Origin of the sequence: Rheinheimera tilapiae, assembly GCF_042432165.1 — a bacterium.
GTDB classification, from domain to species: domain Bacteria; phylum Pseudomonadota; class Gammaproteobacteria; order Enterobacterales; family Alteromonadaceae; genus Pararheinheimera; species Pararheinheimera tilapiae.
The window spans coordinates 895,234-912,979 of record NZ_JBHLXP010000001.1 but is presented as its reverse complement, the minus strand read 5'-3'; the positions used below and the strand labels follow the sequence as shown (position 1 = coordinate 912,979).

Genomic DNA, 17,746 nt, shown 5'->3' with positions numbered 1-17,746 from the left:
CTACAGCTGCAGCGTCGCCAGCTCATCAGCCACCCAGCGACGCAGCTCATCACGCAGCAATAGCACCGCCGGCGTGACCTGATGGCGGCTGGCACAGACCAGGTGTAGCTGCAGCTTCGGCGCCGGGTAGTCCTGCAGTAATGGCACGACATGACCCGCGCGTAAATCGGCAGCCATATCGAGCGCCGATTTTAGCGCAATGCCATGACCCGCCACGGCCCAGCGTCGCACCAGTTCAGCATCATTGCTGATGCGATTGCCCTGCACATTGACCTGTAACAGGCCCTGCGGCCCGCTAAAGCGCCAGCGGTCAAAAGTGCGCTCGTCAATCATATACAGCAGGCAATTGTGCTGTTGTAGCTGCAAAGGTTGCTCCGGCGTGCCTTGTCGCTGCAGATATTCCGGTGCGGCACAGACGATGCGCGGTACTTCAGCGATAAAAAACGCCACCAGCGCCGGATCGGTTAAAGCGCCATACCGCAGTGCCACATCGACCTGCTCGCGCTGTAGTCCGGCCACCCGGTCGCCCAGTTCCAGCCGCAGTTTCAACTGGGGAAATCGCATCAACAAAGTATCGAGTTTGGGCAACAACCAGTTGCGGCCCAAGTCGCTGGGCGCGGCCAGTCGCAATTCTCCGCCGATATCAACCGCAAGCTGTTGCATCGCCTGTTCGCCTTGCGCCAGTGCTTCCAGCGCGTTCTGGCAATGTTGTAAAAACAATTCACCGGCCGGTGTCAGTTTTAAACTGCGGGTACTGCGCAGCAATAATGCCGCGCCGAGGTGCTGCTCCAGCCGTTTCAGCGCCGCCGAAGCCGCTGCCGGCGTTAAATCAAACTGCCGCGCCGCCGCACTGATATTGCCGGTGCGGACAATCTGCTGGAATAGAGCTAAATCCTGAACTTGCAGCATTTTCAAATTTCATTTGATAAAGAATGCTTAATTATGCGGTTTTTCTATCAATGTCAATCCGGCACAATGCGCAGCATCTGTTGAACATGACTGTAAGCACTTGCTTGCAGCGGCCCTTTTCGATTGAACTATCAGGAGTTTTTATGTCTGCCACTCAATTAATCCCAACCATGATGCCAGCCGTTGGTTATCTGCAATCCCTGCCCATCAGCGACGAGCAGGCACTGATTGACTTAGCGTTGCCGGTGCCTGCACCAGGCCCGTATGACCTGTTGGTCAAAGTCGAAGCCATCGCCGCCAACCCGGTCGACTATAAAATCCGCCAACGCCGCGTGCCGCAAAGCACAGACGGTGTTGTCAGCGCGGAAGTGCTGGGCTGGGATGCGTCGGGTGTTGTGGTCGCGACTGGTGACGCGGTGACAGCTTACAAAGTTGGCGATGCGGTGTTTTATGCCGGCGCGCTAAACCGGCCGGGCGCCAACAGCGCTTATCATCTGGTCGACGAGCGCTTGGTGGGGCCTAAACCACAGAGCCTGTCGTTTGCTGATGCGGCGGCATTACCGCTGACCGCCATCACCGCCTGGGAAATGTTGTTTGACCGGCTGCAGCTTGAACAGCCTTCGCCGCAGTTCAAACGCAAAGTGTTGCTGGTTAGCGGTGCTGCCGGTGGTGTTGGCTCCGTCTTGATCCAGCTGACGAAATTAAAAACCGACGCTTTTGTTATTGCAACGGCATCGCGGCCAGAATCTCAGGCCTGGGTCAGCGCTTTAGGCGCCGATGCGGTGATTAATCACCAGCTGCCGCTTGCCGACGAGCTTAAACGCATCGGTATTGATGCGGTCAGCCATGTCGTTAGTCTGGTCGATACCGCGGCTTATTATCAGCAGTTTATCGATGCATTAGCGCCACAGGGCAAGCTGGCACTGATTGATGACCCGGTGGAGGCACTCGATATCCGTCCGCTGAAACTGAAAAGCCTAAGCCTGCATTGGGAACTGATGTTTACCCGTTCGTTATTCCAGACACCAGACCAAATTGCCCAGCAACAGCTGCTGCGCGAAGTATCGGCGCTGGTCGACGCCGGATTATTAAAAAGCACCGCCGGTCAGCATTTGGGGGTTATTAATGCCGCCAACCTGCGCCAGGCCCATACGCTGTTGGAACAAGGCTCGGTGATTGGCAAGTTGGTGTTGGCTGGTTTTGGCGATATTTAACCTTCGATTCGCGGTATGCGATACCCGGAGTGCGATACCCGGAGTGCGACTCGCGGAGTGCTTCGCTGCGCTCTACACACCCTACCAGTATCAAAATGAATCTTGGTAGGGTGCAATAAGCGCAGTGCATTGCACCGCATGCGGTCACAGCTGAACATGCTGTGGTCGCACTTGCAACTTGTCGTCGATCAGACTAACACCCGGTGTATTCCACACTGTCTGCACCAGCAGATGATGGTCTGGCAAGCTTTGCACGTAGCCGCTCAGCGTTACTTTGTCTTTAAAGATGTCGAGCGTCACCGCAGATGTATCGATATCCCCCTGACGCTTAAACGCAGCCTGCAGACTGGCCAGAATATCGGCGCTGGTCGGGCTTTGTGACAGCTCAATCTGATTGGTGACACCGCGCACACCCATCAGATAACGCACCGAATCAAACGCCACCTGCCGCAAAAACTGCCAGGGTACTTTGCCGTACAAAGTCACCCAGCCTTTTTCCACTTTCAGCGTCAGCTGATGCAACGCCTGATGATGCGACCAGTGCAAAATGGACTCGATGCGTTTGGCCAGATCGACGTCTGATCTGTGGTCCAGCTCGGGCAGACACACTTCCAGCTCCACCACTAAAGCCCGGACGCCAGCCACCCGTAACGCGGCGCGTTCGGCATTAGCTTTCTCCGCCAGCGACGCCACGGTACCGGTCAGCACAACCACATCACCCTGCACATTGACCCGAACATCACTGGCATTGACCGACGCTTCCCAGCTCAGTTCATCCAGTACTTTTTGTTGTAATTCGATTGAAAAAATCATCAGCGAAACTCCATTGTTCGGAGCTTCAGCATGACAGTGCAAAAACCGGTTGACCGTGCGCTAAGCAGCACAGCTGGCGCAATCAGCTGCCGCATTCAGAAGTCAAAATCGCTCTGTTCGGCGGCGCACGGACAGGCCAGCGCGGATACGTCAGGCTATGTGTTATGGAATAGCGCAGACCTGCAACTGCCACTGGAACAAGGATGTCCCAACCCAGCGCTGCCTGATCTGTAGAGACACTACTCACTCGAAGCTGCAGTCCCAAACTCCAACAAAGCCAGCATCGGCAGCCGCGGAGTGAGCGATCAAAAGTGAGCGCGGGAGGCGCGAACGAGCGAACGCAGTGGTAGCGATGCTGGCTTTGCCTCGATAAAAAGGCTTTTCGCGCATAACTGCGCGGCCAGACCCGCAATGAACTACCCACATCAACTTGCCGAACTCAAAAAATTAGCTCACTCCACGCCTCACCAGCTCCGCCATTGGCACCACCCGGTTCACCTTCAGTCGGGCGCTGAGGGCAAAACCACCTGGATTGAGCAGGCTTTCGATGATGGATAAACGTGGGTCGGTTTTGCCTTTTTCGACTTCGCGTAGGGTTTTTTCTGAGACTTTACAGATACAGGCGTATTCGGCCTGGGTCATTTGATACAACTCGGTGCGGATCCGTTGCACTGCCTGGCCCAATGTCAGCCCGCCACTATCCAGTTGTTGCCGTAGTTGCTGTTGCCATTGTGTTTTTTCAGCAGGTGTCATCGCAGTTTCATCCTGTGCAGTTTGTCAGGCAGATGTGCAAAGCCTATCGCCGGGAAATGCAGGATCTCGTCCGGGCAGCCGTGTTGTTTTAGCAGTTCCGGTACCTGCAATAGTTGCTGTGCCATGGTGCGCAGCGCCGGCAACAAGGTATCGGGGGCAATCAAATCCGCCAGACCAGCGGCGACACGTTCAAAATTCACTTCGCCGGCTAGTTCAGCACCCTGGCCCCATTTAAACAATCGGGTGACTTGTTCGGGATCGGCTTTCATCGGGGCAAAATCATAGATAGGTGCAAAGCAGACTTTGCCGTCGATTTTCAGGAACGACATGTTCCGGCCATGGTTGTCGGAATTGCCAAAAACCAGATTCAGCAAGTCCCGCAGCACATACTCGGTGACAAACTGTTCCCGACTTTGATCCAATAATCCTGCCAGCTTTTGCCACAGCACCCGCACTACATCAAAGTGATCCAATGCACTGCCGGGTCCGGCATCCAGGATTGAATACACACTCTCCATGCCGAGCCGATGTAAACAGCCATCCTGCTCCATGACGTCAAACCGGGGCAGCCACAAGCTGACCTGGCCTTCCACCTGATGGATTTGCATCTGCTGACTGTTGATAGTGCGGATCCCGCTTTGTTGCAGCAACAATGTCAAAACCCGATAGTAAGCGCCCTCTGCCAGCAGAACCTGATTGTCGCGCGCGGTGCGTAGATTACGGGCGAACTTCACCAGATAAGGCCTTGCCGTACAGGGTTTTCCGGCAAAATCACCATCGATGTAAACATCGTTGCCTTCCAGCATCAATAGTAGTTTTGGCGCGACGCCGACTGCACCTGTGGCGCCACCGACAGCAGCGCCCTGGCTATTGGCATATTCGAGAAAATCATGTTGCAGGCTGCATACTTGCTGAATAGGAAAGCGCATTAACGCCTGTTCAGCAGGCTGCACCGCCTCTTTAATCCGGATATTTCCAACCGGCGACATACAGGTATGACGCAGCAACTGACAATCCGCTTCAAACACCGGCAGGTGACCAATATCCAGCCGGTTTAGCCACCATTGCCGGGTTTTGCCTGCGGGCAACAAATCATCCAGCAGACCTGGCCAACGCGGATATTCAGTTGGAATTGCCGTTACGGCGGCGTTCACAGTCACCGCTTGTTCACAGTGTGATTCGTACTGCACTGCCGGGTTTCGCAGATAATCCGGCAAATAGTCGATATTGACGGTGCTGTCTTTACCAGTTCCGGCAAAGCTTAATATCGCAGCGTCATGCCAACTCCCTGCCCAATACAGTTGCAGCAACATGGTTTCGCACCAAAGTGTAAGAAGATAAACGGTAGTTTAGACCCGTTTTTTCGCTATGAACAGTAGTTTGATTCCGCTTTTATAGTAAATCCGACTCAATTCCGGTAGTTTATTACCGGTGCAAAGTTAAAGCTGAACCTCAGCGCTGACTTATAAGACCAGCTCAGCCCAGAGTGCCAGATGGTCAGAATTTCGTGTCGGTGGGCCATCGGCAATAATGCCGGCGGCTGGCACTTTGAATTGATCGCCACGCAGCAGCATAAAATCGAGCCGCACGGCATCAGCTTCAGTGCCTCGCCATGGGATAAAGCTGTAGCTGGGGCCTTGTGGTTTGGCGGTCAGCTCCAGTGCATCCTGATACTGCGGCAACGACTTTTGGATTTGTGCCAGCAAGCCATCCCCGGCGGCGGGATTAAAATCGCCCATGATGATCACAGGCGCGTTGGAGCTTTGTTGCCAGTTGTTGATTTTCGCGGCGATCAGCTGCACCGATTCGCGCCTGGCCAAAGCGCCCTGATGGTCCAGATGCAGATTTAACACCCTAAGCGCTTTGCCGCTGTGTTTATCCTGCAACAAGGCCCAGCTGCAAATGCGCGGCAAGGCGGCGTCCCAGCCCGGCTGGCCTATGAGTCCAAGGCCTATTAATTCAGAGCCGATTTGTTCTGGGCCATGTTGCGTCGGCGCATCAGGCAACCAGCTGGGGTGAAACCAAAAAGTGCCGCTGTCTATGACGGCAAAACGGCTGCTGCGGATCAACAACGGACTGAATTCGCCGGCATTTTTGCCATCGTCCCGGCCAACGCCAATCCGCTGATAACCCGGCATGGCGCTTTCAATCCGCACCAACTGATGGAACATCACTTCCTGCAGGCCAACAATATCCGGCTGTTGTTGCTGCAGTTGCCGGATCACGTTGCCGGCGCGATGCGGCCAGGCGAGCTCGGCATCATGCGGTGTGTCGAGGCGGATGTTCCAGCTGACAGCTTTGATCGGGTCAGCAATGGCAGCTGACGCCGTCAGTAACAACACCGCCATGGTCAAAAAACTGCCTAAACGTCCCTGCTTCATCCGCCGCCTCCAAGTCAAAGATACAGTTAACATCTAAAGCCGAACTTCAAGTTGACACTTAAAGTCAGAACTCAAACACTAAGTCACCGCCTTGCATCAGCTGACGATAATCGACGCTGATCGGCAGTTCAACCCCGTTCAGGCTCCAGCGTTTGACTGGCTTGAGCCGATCGCCACGCGCCAGGATCCGCAGCTGTTTGCCATTATCCAGCTGTAGTGTGACGGATTGAAATTGCGGCGTGCCGCGTACATAACCACTGTCGACCGGATTCACCGGATAAAACCCGAGGCTACTCAGCACATACCAGGCCGACATCTGGCCCAGATCGTCGTTGCCGGCCAGACCATCCGGTTTGGCGTGGTACATGGTGTCGCGAATAAAGCGGATGCGCGCTTCGCCTTTGGCCGGCTCGCCTGCCAGGGCATACAGATAAGGCACATGATGCACCGGCTCATTGCCATGCGCGTACTGACCAATTAAGCCGGTGATATCCGGCGACACATCGCCTTCCATGTGAGAACTCATGTCAAACATTTGGTCGAGCCGTGCGACAAAAGCTTGATCGCCGCCATAACGCTTTATCATCGCATCAACCTGATGCGGTACAAAAAAGCTGTACTGCCAGGCATTGGCTTCGGTGTAATCCGTGGTGCGATGCGCGACATAAATCGGGTTAAACGGGCTGACCCATTCACCATTGGCCTTTTTGCCACGCATAAAACCTGAAGACTTATCAAACAGTTGCTGCCAGGCAGCGGCGCGTTGAGTAAATTCTGCCGCAGTTTTGGCATCACCGGCGGCCTCTGCCAGTCGTGCAATGGCATGGTCATCAAAGGCATATTCCAGCGTTTTCGACACGGCCTCGACGTCTAGATCTGACGGCACATAACCATATTTGCCAAATAAGTCGATACCAAACCGGGACTGGCGCGCCGAGGCCAACGAGGCGTCCAGTAACTGTTTGGCGCTTAACGTGGTCAGGCCTTTAAAATAGGCGTCAGCCAGCACCGGCACCGCATGATAACCAATCATCACATCGGTTTCATTCGACATCAGATCCCATGTTGGCAGCAGGCCTTGTTCCTGATAAAAGCCATATAACGAATGCATCATGCCATCAACCCGGCCCGGATCTGTGATGGTCAGCAGCGGATGCAGGCCACGGAAGGTATCCCACAGCGAAAACAGTGTATAACGCGGCATCTGCGGATTTTGCTGATGCACAGCCTGATTTACTTGGTGCACAGCACCATCGGCACCAAAATAACGGCCATCGACGTCACTGAATAACTGCGGCGCTAAATAGCTGTGATAAAGCGCGGTATAGAACTTGGTTTTATTGGTGTCGCCTTGCGGATCAGTAGCGGCATCCACCTGAAACCGGCCCAGCTGCGCCTGCCATTTGGCTGCCGCTTGCTGTTTGACTGCCGCAAAATCCAGTACCGGCAGTTCAGCCGCCAGATTTTTCTTAGCACCATCAATACTGACGTAAGAGAGCGCCACAGCGACTTCGAGCGGTTTTTGCCGTAAGTCAGCAAAGTTGAGCACTGCCGCAGCCTTTTCTGTTTGTAACAATGTGCCTTTTACTGCCACGCCATCCTGATACAGCTGGGCCTGAAACGGCTGGTTAAACCGCGCGACAAAATACAGCGGCTGCAATTTGGCCCAACCGGTGGAGAAGCGATAACCCACCAGAGTGTGCGTGTCGACCTGCCGGATAAAGCCCATCACGGCTTTGTCGTAATTCTGCGCATAACCTAAATCAATCAGCAGCTGAGCGTCTTTGGCCTGACTGAACTGATAGCGATGCACACCGACCCGCTCCGTTGCCGTCAGCTCGGCGCTGATGCCTTGTGCCGGCAGGTTCAGCGCATAATAACCGGGACTGGCCTGTTCATCGGCATGGCTGTAGGTCGCCACCGGCCGACCGGCCGGGCTTTTCAGTGTGGCCGCATAATCCCCGTGAAATGGCAGCACTAAAATATCCAGTAAATCGCCGACACCGGTGCCCGACAAATGGGTATGACTAAACCCCAGCAGTTCGCTGTCGGAATAGTGATAACCCGAGGTCCAGTCCCAGCCTTTGGATTTATTGTCCGGGCTTAACTGCACCATACCAAAAGGCACCACAGCGCCCGGAAAGGTATGGCCATGGCCGCCGGTGGCAATAAATGGATCGACATACCTGAGTACGTCTGGCAGCACATCGGCGGCAGGTTTTGCTGCAGATGATGCGGGCTGTTCGGCTGGCAAAGAGCAAGCGTTCAGCGTCAGCGCTGCGGCAAAGCCGAGCGCTGTTGATGATATTTTCAGCATGTTGATTAGTCCTTGAGGGTTTTATACCAGAAGCGGTACAGCCACAGGCTGGTCAACGCAAAGAGTGCAGTTGCCGCCCAAAAGCCAGACCATTGGCGGATCACCAGGCAAATTGGCCACACCACCAGGCAGAGTTGCCAGGCCATGCCGACCAGAATATTCAGCGCGTCGCGCCCCGGCGTTTGATCCGGCACAAAACCCGGATCCGCTGCCTGCACTTTGGCTGCGATCGGCCCCCATACACCCCAGGGCCGCACTTGTTTGTAAAACTGACAGAGCACCGCGTCCGGCTCTGGTTTGGTAAGCAAAGTACCAGCGACCGAGCCCACCAGCCCCGCCACTAACAGATAGGGAAAAGCCTGCAGCGGTGGTAGCTCCGGGTACAACAACGGCAGCGCCAGTGAGGCAATCAGGCCGGTCAGCATACCAGCGGCATAACCCCAGGAGTTAAAACGCCACCAGTGCCACTTCAGTAAGTTGGCCGCGGCATAACCGCCAAACAAAGCACCAAAAATCCACTGCATAATGTCGTTGATGCTATTGAGCATCAGGCCCAGCAAGGTGCCTACTACAACCAACGCCACCGCCACATAACGGCTCAGGCTGACATAAAACTGCTCGGATCTATTGGGGTTGATGAACTTGCGATAGACGTCGTGCACCAGATACACCGGCGCGGCATTCAGTGACGCTGAGAACGTCGACATAAATGCTGCCAGTAAACCGGCGATCAACAGCCCGGCGAGGCCTGCCGGCACAAAACGTTCAATCGCCACCGGCAACAGCCGTTCAAAGTCAAAATTGCTGCCAGCTGCGGCAATTTCCGGGCGCAAATACACCAGTGCCAGAACAGCAAAACCAGCCACCATCAAATAACGCGGAATAAACATCACCAGCGACACCACAGCGCTCATTTTGGCCGCTTCACTCGGTGATTTCGCCGCCAGAATGCGCTGCATATCGTAGTTCGGTACCGGCCCGGCCATGCTGAACAACACGCCTTTGCACAGCATCAGCATGATCATGATGCCAAACAGCTGCATGCCGTCTTTTTCAATCTGCGCTGCTGCCGCCGGCAATTGCGCCGACCAATCGAGGTCTAAATTCCAGCCAAACCACAACGAATCCCAACCGGCCGGGATCACCGCCGCCAATTGCTCCGGACTGACCTGCTGCATCGCAATGATGCCGACCGCCACAGCCGCCAGCGTCATCAGGATAAACTGCAGCAGCTCGGTCATCACCACGCCGTACATGCCGCCTTTAATCACATAGAGCGTGGTCAGGGCAAAAATAATCAGCGCATAAGTGTCAGACGATAAATCCCACGGCAGGAATACCGCGGCAAATTTACCAATGCCCTGAAAGCCATAAGCGACAAAACCAACAGCACTGACCACGGCAAATAACACCACCACGCCCTGACACCACAAACTGCCGGGACCGTCACCAAAACGGCTTTTCAGCCAGTCGGCGCCAGTTAACGCGTTGGAGCGGCGTAGCCAGGCCGACAAATACACCATCAGGAATACCTGATTAAAAATCGGCCAAACCCAAGGCAACCAGGCGCTTTTCAGCCCATACAAAAAGCAGACAGTGACCAGCCACATAGTGCCGGCGATATCAAACATGCCAGACGCATTGGAAATACCGAGCAGCCACCAGGGCATGGTTTTGCCGGCGAGGAAATATTCCTGCAAATTAGCACCGGCCCGGCGCGACACCCAAAGACCGAGCCATAAAGTGCCCAGCAGATAAGCGACAATGACGCCGCCATCGAGCCAGCCCAGTTGCATTGCGGTTTGTCCGTTATCCATCAATGTGTTCCTGTTGTATCGGCAATGGAGTAGCAGCTTAGTGAGGCCATCAACTGCTGACACTGTGCATCGGTGAACCCGGTCACGTCCAGCGTGACGCTGCGCGCTTGCCCCGGTAACAGATCAACAAAATTATCGGAGAAATTCCACACCAAAGCCGGGTTATCCGCCAGCGTCACCGCGAGCCAAAGCTGGCGCAGCAGCACTTTGCTGTGCAGCGTTAACTGCAGCTGGTTACCTTGTCGCAGCCATTGAATTTCAGGCGTACCGACCGTCAATTGCTGTGCCAGTGGCGGCACAAAATACCACAACTGTTCGGCCAGTAACTGTGGTTCTGCGCCTTCCTGCTCACTTGGCTGCCAACTAGACTGCCCACTAGACTGACAACTAAACAACCGCGCCTGCAGCACAGACCGCGCCGGCGCCGTGACCAGCGGCTGGCCCTGCCAGATAGTTTCACTGCACAGCGGCTGCACCTGAAACTGTTGTTGCTGTTGCCACAGTACCTGGCCATCAAAATCCAGCAGCTGAAGCTGCAGCGTCGCAGTAAGCGGTAGCCGGCTGTCGGAGACTAACTGCAGCTGCAGATGGCCTGCCTCATCGACCGCACTGTCTGATGCGCTAAAAACGAGCAATTGCGGCGCGAACGAGCGTTTTGCCTGATAGTGCAGCGCTTTCCACTGGCCAAAATAATCAATCCCAGACCAGCTTGCCGCTGGCCAGGTGTCATTCAGCTGCCAATACAAAGTGCCCATACAAAACGGCATGGCTTTGCGATGCGCTTCAAAGGCCTGGCGCATGCCTTGCGCCTGTTGGACCTGGCTTAAATACGTCAGCGCTTTAAAGTCAGCCGGTGCTGCATATTCACCTTGCATATAACTGCGAATGAGCTGATTACCACGCGGATGTTTCTGATGCACTTTAAAGGCGTCAGCCTGTAAATCCCAGTCGGCCGGTGCGAGGAACCGCTCAAAACTCTGCGGCAACGGAAAGGACTGAAAACCATATTCGGTCATAAAACGCGGCACGCGGCGGGCAAATTCACTAAACGGCGCTTCGCCGTGCCAGACGCCCCAATAGTGCTGATTGCCAATATGGTCGGCATTGTCTTCCCAAAAGCCCTGCGGGCTCGAGCGCAGATAAAAACTTGTTGGATCAAGCTGTTGCATCAGCGCTGGTAACAACTCACCAAACAACCGGTGATAGTCCTGCTTCAGTTGCTGCCATTGCGTGTCGCTATAACCAAACTTGGCTGGCCAGTCCCACCAGCTGATCGCCATATCCACTTCGTTGTTACCACACCACAGTGCGACCGACGGATGACGACGCAAACGACGGATATTGGCGCTGGCTTCGCACTGCACATTGGCGAGGAATTCCTCTGTTGCCGGATACAAGCTACAGGCGAACATAAAGTCCTGCCAAATCAACACACCATGCTGGTCGGCCAGCTGATAAAAATACTCATCCTGATAATAACCACCGCCCCAGACGCGCAGCATATTCATGCCGGCAGCCGTGACAGCAGCAAATTCCGCATCAAGCCGCGCTTTGCTTACCCGGGCCGGAAAGGCATCGGCCGGAATATAGTTGGCGCCTTTGCAAAACACCGGCACGCCATTCACTTTCAGGTAAAAACAGACCCCGTCGGCGTCCGGTTCGTTGATGACTTCAATCTGGCGGATCCCAACCGGCAACGCCTGGACGTCGATCGCCTGAGCCGCTGGTGTCGTCGCTGCTGTCGCGCCAGCGCGCAGCGTCAGTTCAAACGGATATAAAAATGCGTCGCCAAAACCAGCCGGCCACCACAGCTGCGGATTATCGACAGACACAGCAAACTGCAACGTCTGGCGGCCAGCCTGCGGCGTGACCGCGATGCTCTGGCACAGGTTCAGCAAGTCACAGCGTAACTCCAGCTGCAGATCCGTGCCGGCTCCGTCTGGCAACTCGACCTCAGCGCCAATCAGCAACTGAGCCTCAGTATCACTCAACGACACCACCTGCGCATGGCTGTCCACAATCCGCCCCAACGGCACACATTGCAGTGTGATCGGCCGCCAGATACCGCTGGAGACAAAGCGCGGGCCCCAGTCCCAGCCAAAATGGCATGGCGCTTTGCGCACAAACACGGACAGCTTGTCATCCGATTTGTCATTCTCGGCTGGATAAATCAGTCCGGCCGCCTGTTGCAACGGCCTGGCGCGCAGAATGGGTGAGCGAAAGGTCAGTTCCAGCTGATTCCTGCCGACCTGCAACGCGCCAGCCAGCGCAAACGACCAGGGCACAAACATATTGTCGGTCTCACCGATCAACACGCCGTTTAAACGCACCTCACAGAAAGTATCGAGGCCATCGGCGCGCAAAAACCACTGGCCCTGGGCCAGATCTGCTGCGCTGACGTCAAACTGACACTGATACAGCCAATCACTGAGTTCAATGTCCTGTAACTGGGTTTCATTGGCGCCAAAATACGGATCCGGGATAGCGCCGGCGGCCAGCAGATCGGTGAAATTACAGCCCGGCACTGCCGCCGCGATGGCGTCGGTGATGCGCAAAAATGGCGTCGCAGTTGTTGGCAGCTGCCGCAGTTGCCAACCGGTCAACGCCCGTTCCAAGCACACTGCAGACATAACAAGGGCAGAGGCTGACGCTGATGCGGCAGCAGAAATGTTTATATTCAAACGATAATCCTCAGAAAAAAATCAGCCTGGCTGGCAACTTAACGGGCTACTTAACTGGCTACTTAATGGGCATTTGAGTTGCGTGAGCACAGCCTGTAACAAATCAGCCTGAAGCCTGCCCTGTCGCTGGACTGCAGAATGCAAGTGGAAGGAATAAGCTGCGTCGGCAGGCAATTGTGCTCGGATCTCTCCAATATTGCCGGCCGTCACACCACCGCCAATCACCAGCTCAGGCCCGCCAGCGGCCAGAAACGCCTGCAACTGTGCAATGCCCTGCGTCGCCGGTAACTGGCGGTGCCAGGGCGTACCGGCGCTCAGCACCCGCCTGACACCCAGCCGGCTCAATTGTAGCCAGCTCAGTGCCGGGTCGGCACTGGCATCAATGGCACGGTGAAACGCGACAGTCAGCCCCAGTACAGTGGCGAATTCCACCAACTCGGCGACAGCACTTTGCTGCAGCTTCTGTTCAGCGGTTAACAGACCGAGCACGACACTGTCAGCGCCGGCGGCTGCCAGCTGTGCCATGTCATGGCGCAGTAACGCAATCTCGGCCGCGTCATAACAAAAATCGCCGCCACGCGGACGTAGCATTGCCACCAGACCGGGGCCGTCGCCCCAATGCTGGCGTGCCAGTGCGACTTGTGCCGGTGTGGGCGTCAGGCCCGACAAATCCATCCGGCTGCACAACTCCAGCCGCGCCACGCCAAACTCGCGCGCCATGCTGACATTAGCTGCCAGATGGGTTTCCGTTTGCAGGCATAATTCCAGTGCAATCATGGTTTCACTCCCTGCGCTACCAATTCAGCTGCTGCCGAATCACGCGCAGTGGCATCGGTCAGCGCGATTTGCCCCAGCCTGAACTGCAATTTCGCCGGTCTGCTGCTTTGCAGCGCCAGACTGATGCGCTGTAATTGCTGGCCTTGCAGCGCCGAAATATCAATGGTTTGCGCCTGCCATTGCTGCGCCTGTGCTACATCGCCAAGTGGGAAACGATGGACACCCTTTTCCGTTTGCAGCAGCAGGACCACGGCGCCAGGCGCATCGGTTTGCAGTTGCAACTGCAACTGCGCGGTAGCCGGCAGCGTCAGCGCAAACTGATAGAGTGGGATGGTCAAATCACCGGCTTTGCGCACTTGCAGCAACAAACTGCTGCCGCCAGACCAGCCCTGGTTAAAGTCGTATTGCAGTGTCGATGCAGCTGCAGCACTGCCTTGCAGCGCAAATTGCCAGGTCGGTAAGATGTCTTGCTGACTGATATCGCTCCAGCCGCTGTTCGTTGCTGTCGCTGTCGCATCTTTTGCTGCGTTCAGGAAAGGCGCAGGCTGGCGCTCCCCCTGCTCAAACCAATACAAGCCCTGGCCGGTATTAAAACTGCTGACAAAGGGCAGTCGGGTCAGCACTGTTTTGGCACTAAGATAAGCGCCAAGACCAGGCCAGCGTTTGGCTGGATCTGGCACCGCCACATTCAAATCATCGCCGGTAAACAAGCGTTGCTCCGTCTGATAAAACCGGCGGATATCCTGCGGATCTTTGGCAAAAGTGCTGTAAGCCGGCGTGGTTTTATCCCCGGCAAAGTTAAAGTTCACATTGGGCGCAAACAGCGCGATCGAGGTTAGTGCCTTATGCCCGTCTGTTACATTGTGGTCAAACAAATCGCGCAGCCACTGTGTCTGGACAAAAGCCTGCTGCGCGTCACGTTCCGGCCATAAATCGGCGCCAAAAAACAGCTGGTAACGTGACAGCCCCTGCGCTTCAGCCCGTTTGACCGACTGCTGCACCATGGCGCCATTCCACCAGTAATTCAGGAAGATCGCATGCGAGCCGGCTTTACCGCCTGCTTGCACGTCAGTCTTTAAGTAGGCCTGATTGTTGGCGTTCAGTTCGTTTTGCCAGCGCACAGTACCGTCGGCAATCATCGCGTCATACCAGTGTATCTCGATGTCGGCCGGCGCTTTGGCGGTCAGATACTGCATAAAAGCCAGCATTTTGGCTGCCAGTTGCTGTCCTCGTTCTTTATCCCGTTGTGGTTTTCCGTTCGCAGCCATCACCAGCTGATTTTGCGCGTCTTTGACCACAGTTAAATCGGTTTCCTGATTGACCAGCCAGCCGTCAAAGCCGTAATAACCGGCAATACGCAGCAGCTGATCCGCCATGATGAAATTACCCTGCGCGTCCTGCTCCAGCAGCTTTTCAACCGTGTCCGGATTGCCACCCCACTCTGCGATGCCCAGAAACACCGACCCCAGCACTTTGACGCCATTTTTATGTGCGGTTTCGACCCAGGGCCGTGCCGGTATTTGCACGGATAAATCGGCGGTGCCGGCAAACCAGTTCAGGATGTCGATCTGCGACCAGTTGCTAAAGCTATACAGATTTGCTTTCGGTTGGGGCTGTAGATAATTGCCGAAATTGTTCATGCCATCCGGTGCGTACAACACCTGTGCCTGCAGGTTCAGCGCCTGTGCCTGCGGATTCATCGTCAGCGAAGAGTTCAGTGGCGCGGGCAGTCGCTGAGCCAGCGGCACCTGACTGATGTTGGCTTTGCTCGCTGTTGCGCCATGCGGCGTCCAGGCTTTAGTCTGTTGCAATGTCAACGCAAACGGCGGTAGGTCTGGACTTAGACCGGAGCCCTGAGTCTGCGTCGACTGCAACTGGGCAGCCTGTGCCTGAATAGTCAATAACTGCAAGGTCAGCAGCAATCCCTGCGTCAATAACAATGCCTTCATGCCACTACTCCGGGCAGCAGATGAATGGCATCGGTGAGCGTCGCGCCGCTGGCGTCCTGCACTGCATAGTTAAAACCACCATGCAGACAATAAGCGCCCACTTCACCGTTGACACTTAACGCCAGAAAACCGACCTGTGCCTCAGCGGCATTGGGGATTTTCGCGGCGATGCGCTCAACCGCACGCTGACAAGCCTGCTGCGGGTTCAGGCCCTGGCGCATCAGTTCAACCACCAGATGGCAACCAACGGTTTTAATCATCAACTCGCCAAGACCAGTGGCCGTGGCGGCGCCGACATCCTGATCGACATATAAACCGGCACCAATCAACGGCGAATCGCCAACCCGGCCCGGCAGTTTATAGGCCGCGCCACTGGTGGTGCAGGCACCGGCCAGATGACCGTGACTATCGAGTGCCAGCATGCCGATAGTGTCGTGATTCTCCAGATTAATCTGCGACTTGGCTTTGCCTTGTTCGCGCCACAGCAGCCAGTCTTGTTTACTTTGTTCGGTCAGCAGGTTCTCTTCAACAAAGCCCTGCGCTTTGGCAAACGCCAGCGCACCTTCACCGACCAGCATCACGTGCGGCGTTTTTTCCATCACGGCCCGCGCCACTGAGATCGGATGTTTGATGCGTTTGAGGCCAGCCACAGAGCCGCAATTGAGCTGATGGTCCATGATGCAGGCATCTAAGGTCACTTCGCCGGACGCATCCGGATAACCACCGAGGCCAACGGTCCGTACCGCCGGATCTGCTTCCGGTACCCGCGCGCCCTGTTCGACGGCATCGAGCGCATTGCCCCCCTGGCTTAAAACCTGCCAGGCCGCCGCGTTTGCCGGCATGCCATGCTCCCAGGTTGAAACCACTATCGGTTTTTGGATCGGCGGTTTACCAACCGGCGCTTTTGACGCCGCAACAGTTGTGGTTGATGGCGCGGTCGCGCTGGCGCAAGCACCTAAACTGCCCGCCAGCGGCAACGCCGCCGCCAGCTTGAGTAAATCGCGACGGCCTTGTAACAGTGATTTGTTTTGCTTCGACGAGGTGGACTTATGCATCGTGGACTTGGTCATGCCGGCAACTCCGCCAATTGTTGACTTAACCAACACCAGCTACCGCGTTCACCGGCATTGGCGACAAAATGGCACGGCAGGCTCGGCTCCAGCAGCGGCACTAACTGACCGGCGATGCCGCCAACCAGCCCTACCGCAGGCGCGCCGACCGCCAACAACCGGCGAACCACCAATTCGACAAACTGCACCGCTTCAGCGCGAATACGCAGTGCGACGGCATCGCCGTCCAGCGCCGCCTGTAATACCAACGGTGCCAGCCGGGCATACACAGCCGGCCCCTGGCCCAGATATTGATTGGCCAGACTGGCCGAGGTCTCGGCATCCGGCAGTCGTTCGGTTAACACTGTGGCCGGCGCCAGGCCGTCACGCGCCAGCAACACCGCTTTGACCGCTTCGAGGCCAAACCAGGAACCGCTGGCGTTGCAATTAATAGGAAAACCATAACCGCCAAGCTCAATCCGATCTAAACCAACACTGGCTAAAGCACTAAAGCCAGTGCCCAGAATGACTACAGCACCATCCTGTTGCTGATGCACACCGTACGCAGCGATTTGTAAATCGGTGGTCAGATGCAGACTGGCAAACGGATGTTGCCACTGCTGAAATTGCTGATAAAACTGCGGTAAATGCAAGCCGGCGAGACCGGCCGCCAGCGGGAGCTGCGCCAGCATACCTGGTGACAACGCTGCGTCCTGCAGTGCAGCGACTGCAGCGTCAGTGATGGCGGCAAAACTCTCAGTTAAGCCCCCCACCGGATTGGCCGGGCCACTCTGGCCCTGCCCAAGCACCTGCCCTTTGGCATTAAACACCCAGGCGCGGCAATGACTGCCGCCACCGTCAATGCCAATCCCCACCGGCAGCGAGTCCGCGGCGCGGGGGTGTTTCGATAAGGCAGTTGCGATCGAATTCATAATATTCCTCAACAGGAAAGCCAACAGCTTCAGGCTTTTCGCGGAAAAAACCGGTGCAGAATGGCTGCACCGGGGGAAACACAAAACCGGAAACCGGTCGGTCAGGATTGGAATTTGGGGCCATCATTGGCCCCGCCTTCCATGCACACAGGTC

Annotated in this window: 14 protein-coding genes; 2 read left to right on the top strand and 12 right to left on the bottom strand. The window is 55.9% G+C overall.

Going from position 1 to position 17,746, the window contains the following annotated elements; translation table 11 throughout:
* Positions 1-909: a LysR family transcriptional regulator gene (locus tag ACFFJP_RS03750; RefSeq protein WP_377240667.1), complete on the bottom strand. Its 909-nt coding sequence runs from the start codon at positions 907-909 to the stop codon at positions 1-3.
* 143 nt (positions 910-1,052) lie between these two features.
* On the opposite strand from ACFFJP_RS03750, the gene ACFFJP_RS03745 reads away from it, so the two are divergent.
* On the top strand, positions 1,053-2,123 hold the full coding sequence (locus ACFFJP_RS03745; protein ID WP_377240665.1) for a zinc-binding alcohol dehydrogenase family protein: 1,071 nt from the start codon (positions 1,053-1,055) through the stop codon (positions 2,121-2,123).
* Between the two features lie 144 nt (positions 2,124-2,267).
* Here the strand turns inward: ACFFJP_RS03745 and ACFFJP_RS03740 are convergent, their stop codons facing one another.
* Positions 2,268-2,936 carry a BON domain-containing protein gene (locus tag ACFFJP_RS03740; RefSeq protein ID WP_377240663.1) on the bottom strand — a complete coding sequence of 223 codons (669 nt, stop codon included), beginning with the start codon at positions 2,934-2,936 and terminating at the stop codon, positions 2,268-2,270.
* 30 nt (positions 2,937-2,966) lie between these two features.
* On the opposite strand from ACFFJP_RS03740, the gene ACFFJP_RS03735 reads away from it, so the two are divergent.
* Positions 2,967-3,170 (top strand): hypothetical protein, encoded by a 204-nt coding sequence (locus ACFFJP_RS03735; RefSeq protein ID WP_377240661.1) that lies wholly within the window; start codon positions 2,967-2,969, stop codon positions 3,168-3,170.
* Positions 3,171-3,383: 213 nt separating this feature from the next.
* Here the strand turns inward: ACFFJP_RS03735 and ACFFJP_RS03730 are convergent, their stop codons facing one another.
* From ACFFJP_RS03730 to ACFFJP_RS03685, 10 genes are all read right to left on the bottom strand, one after another.
* Positions 3,384-3,689 (bottom strand): helix-turn-helix domain-containing protein, encoded by a 306-nt coding sequence (locus ACFFJP_RS03730; RefSeq protein ID WP_377240659.1) that lies wholly within the window; start codon positions 3,687-3,689, stop codon positions 3,384-3,386.
* The gene (locus tag ACFFJP_RS03725) at positions 3,686-5,002 is read right to left on the bottom strand and encodes a type II toxin-antitoxin system HipA family toxin (RefSeq protein ID WP_377240657.1); all 1,317 of its coding nucleotides are present in this window, start codon (positions 5,000-5,002) and stop codon (positions 3,686-3,688) included. Before ACFFJP_RS03725 ends, ACFFJP_RS03730 begins: the two co-directional genes overlap by 4 nt.
* Positions 5,003-5,152: 150 nt before the next feature.
* Positions 5,153-6,070 carry an endonuclease/exonuclease/phosphatase family protein gene (locus ACFFJP_RS03720; RefSeq protein ID WP_377240655.1) on the bottom strand — a complete coding sequence of 306 codons (918 nt, stop codon included), beginning with the start codon at positions 6,068-6,070 and terminating at the stop codon, positions 5,153-5,155.
* A 64-nt stretch (positions 6,071-6,134) separates the two neighbouring features.
* The gene (locus ACFFJP_RS03715) at positions 6,135-8,387 is read right to left on the bottom strand and encodes a GH92 family glycosyl hydrolase (RefSeq protein WP_377240653.1); all 2,253 of its coding nucleotides are present in this window, start codon (positions 8,385-8,387) and stop codon (positions 6,135-6,137) included.
* A 5-nt stretch (positions 8,388-8,392) separates the two neighbouring features.
* Positions 8,393-10,204 (bottom strand): sodium:solute symporter family protein, encoded by a 1,812-nt coding sequence (locus tag ACFFJP_RS03710; protein WP_377240651.1) that lies wholly within the window; start codon positions 10,202-10,204, stop codon positions 8,393-8,395.
* Positions 10,204-12,807 carry a beta-mannosidase gene (locus tag ACFFJP_RS03705; RefSeq protein ID WP_377240649.1) on the bottom strand — a complete coding sequence of 868 codons (2,604 nt, stop codon included), beginning with the start codon at positions 12,805-12,807 and terminating at the stop codon, positions 10,204-10,206. Before ACFFJP_RS03705 ends, ACFFJP_RS03710 begins: the two co-directional genes overlap by 1 nt.
* A 99-nt stretch (positions 12,808-12,906) precedes the next feature.
* Positions 12,907-13,662 carry a copper homeostasis protein CutC gene (locus ACFFJP_RS03700; RefSeq protein WP_377240647.1) on the bottom strand — a complete coding sequence of 252 codons (756 nt, stop codon included), beginning with the start codon at positions 13,660-13,662 and terminating at the stop codon, positions 12,907-12,909.
* Positions 13,659-15,611 (bottom strand): endo-beta-N-acetylglucosaminidase, encoded by a 1,953-nt coding sequence (locus ACFFJP_RS03695; protein ID WP_377240645.1) that lies wholly within the window; start codon positions 15,609-15,611, stop codon positions 13,659-13,661. Before ACFFJP_RS03695 ends, ACFFJP_RS03700 begins: the two co-directional genes overlap by 4 nt.
* Positions 15,608-16,681 (bottom strand): glycosylasparaginase, encoded by a 1,074-nt coding sequence (locus tag ACFFJP_RS03690; protein ID WP_377240643.1) that lies wholly within the window; start codon positions 16,679-16,681, stop codon positions 15,608-15,610. The genes ACFFJP_RS03695 and ACFFJP_RS03690 overlap by 4 nt, the downstream gene beginning before the upstream one ends.
* Positions 16,678-17,592, bottom strand: a complete 915-nt coding sequence (locus ACFFJP_RS03685) for a glucosamine kinase nucleotide-binding domain-containing protein (protein WP_377240641.1) — start codon at positions 17,590-17,592, stop codon at positions 16,678-16,680. The genes ACFFJP_RS03690 and ACFFJP_RS03685 overlap by 4 nt, the downstream gene beginning before the upstream one ends.
* Between the last annotated feature and the right edge of the window lie 154 nt (positions 17,593-17,746).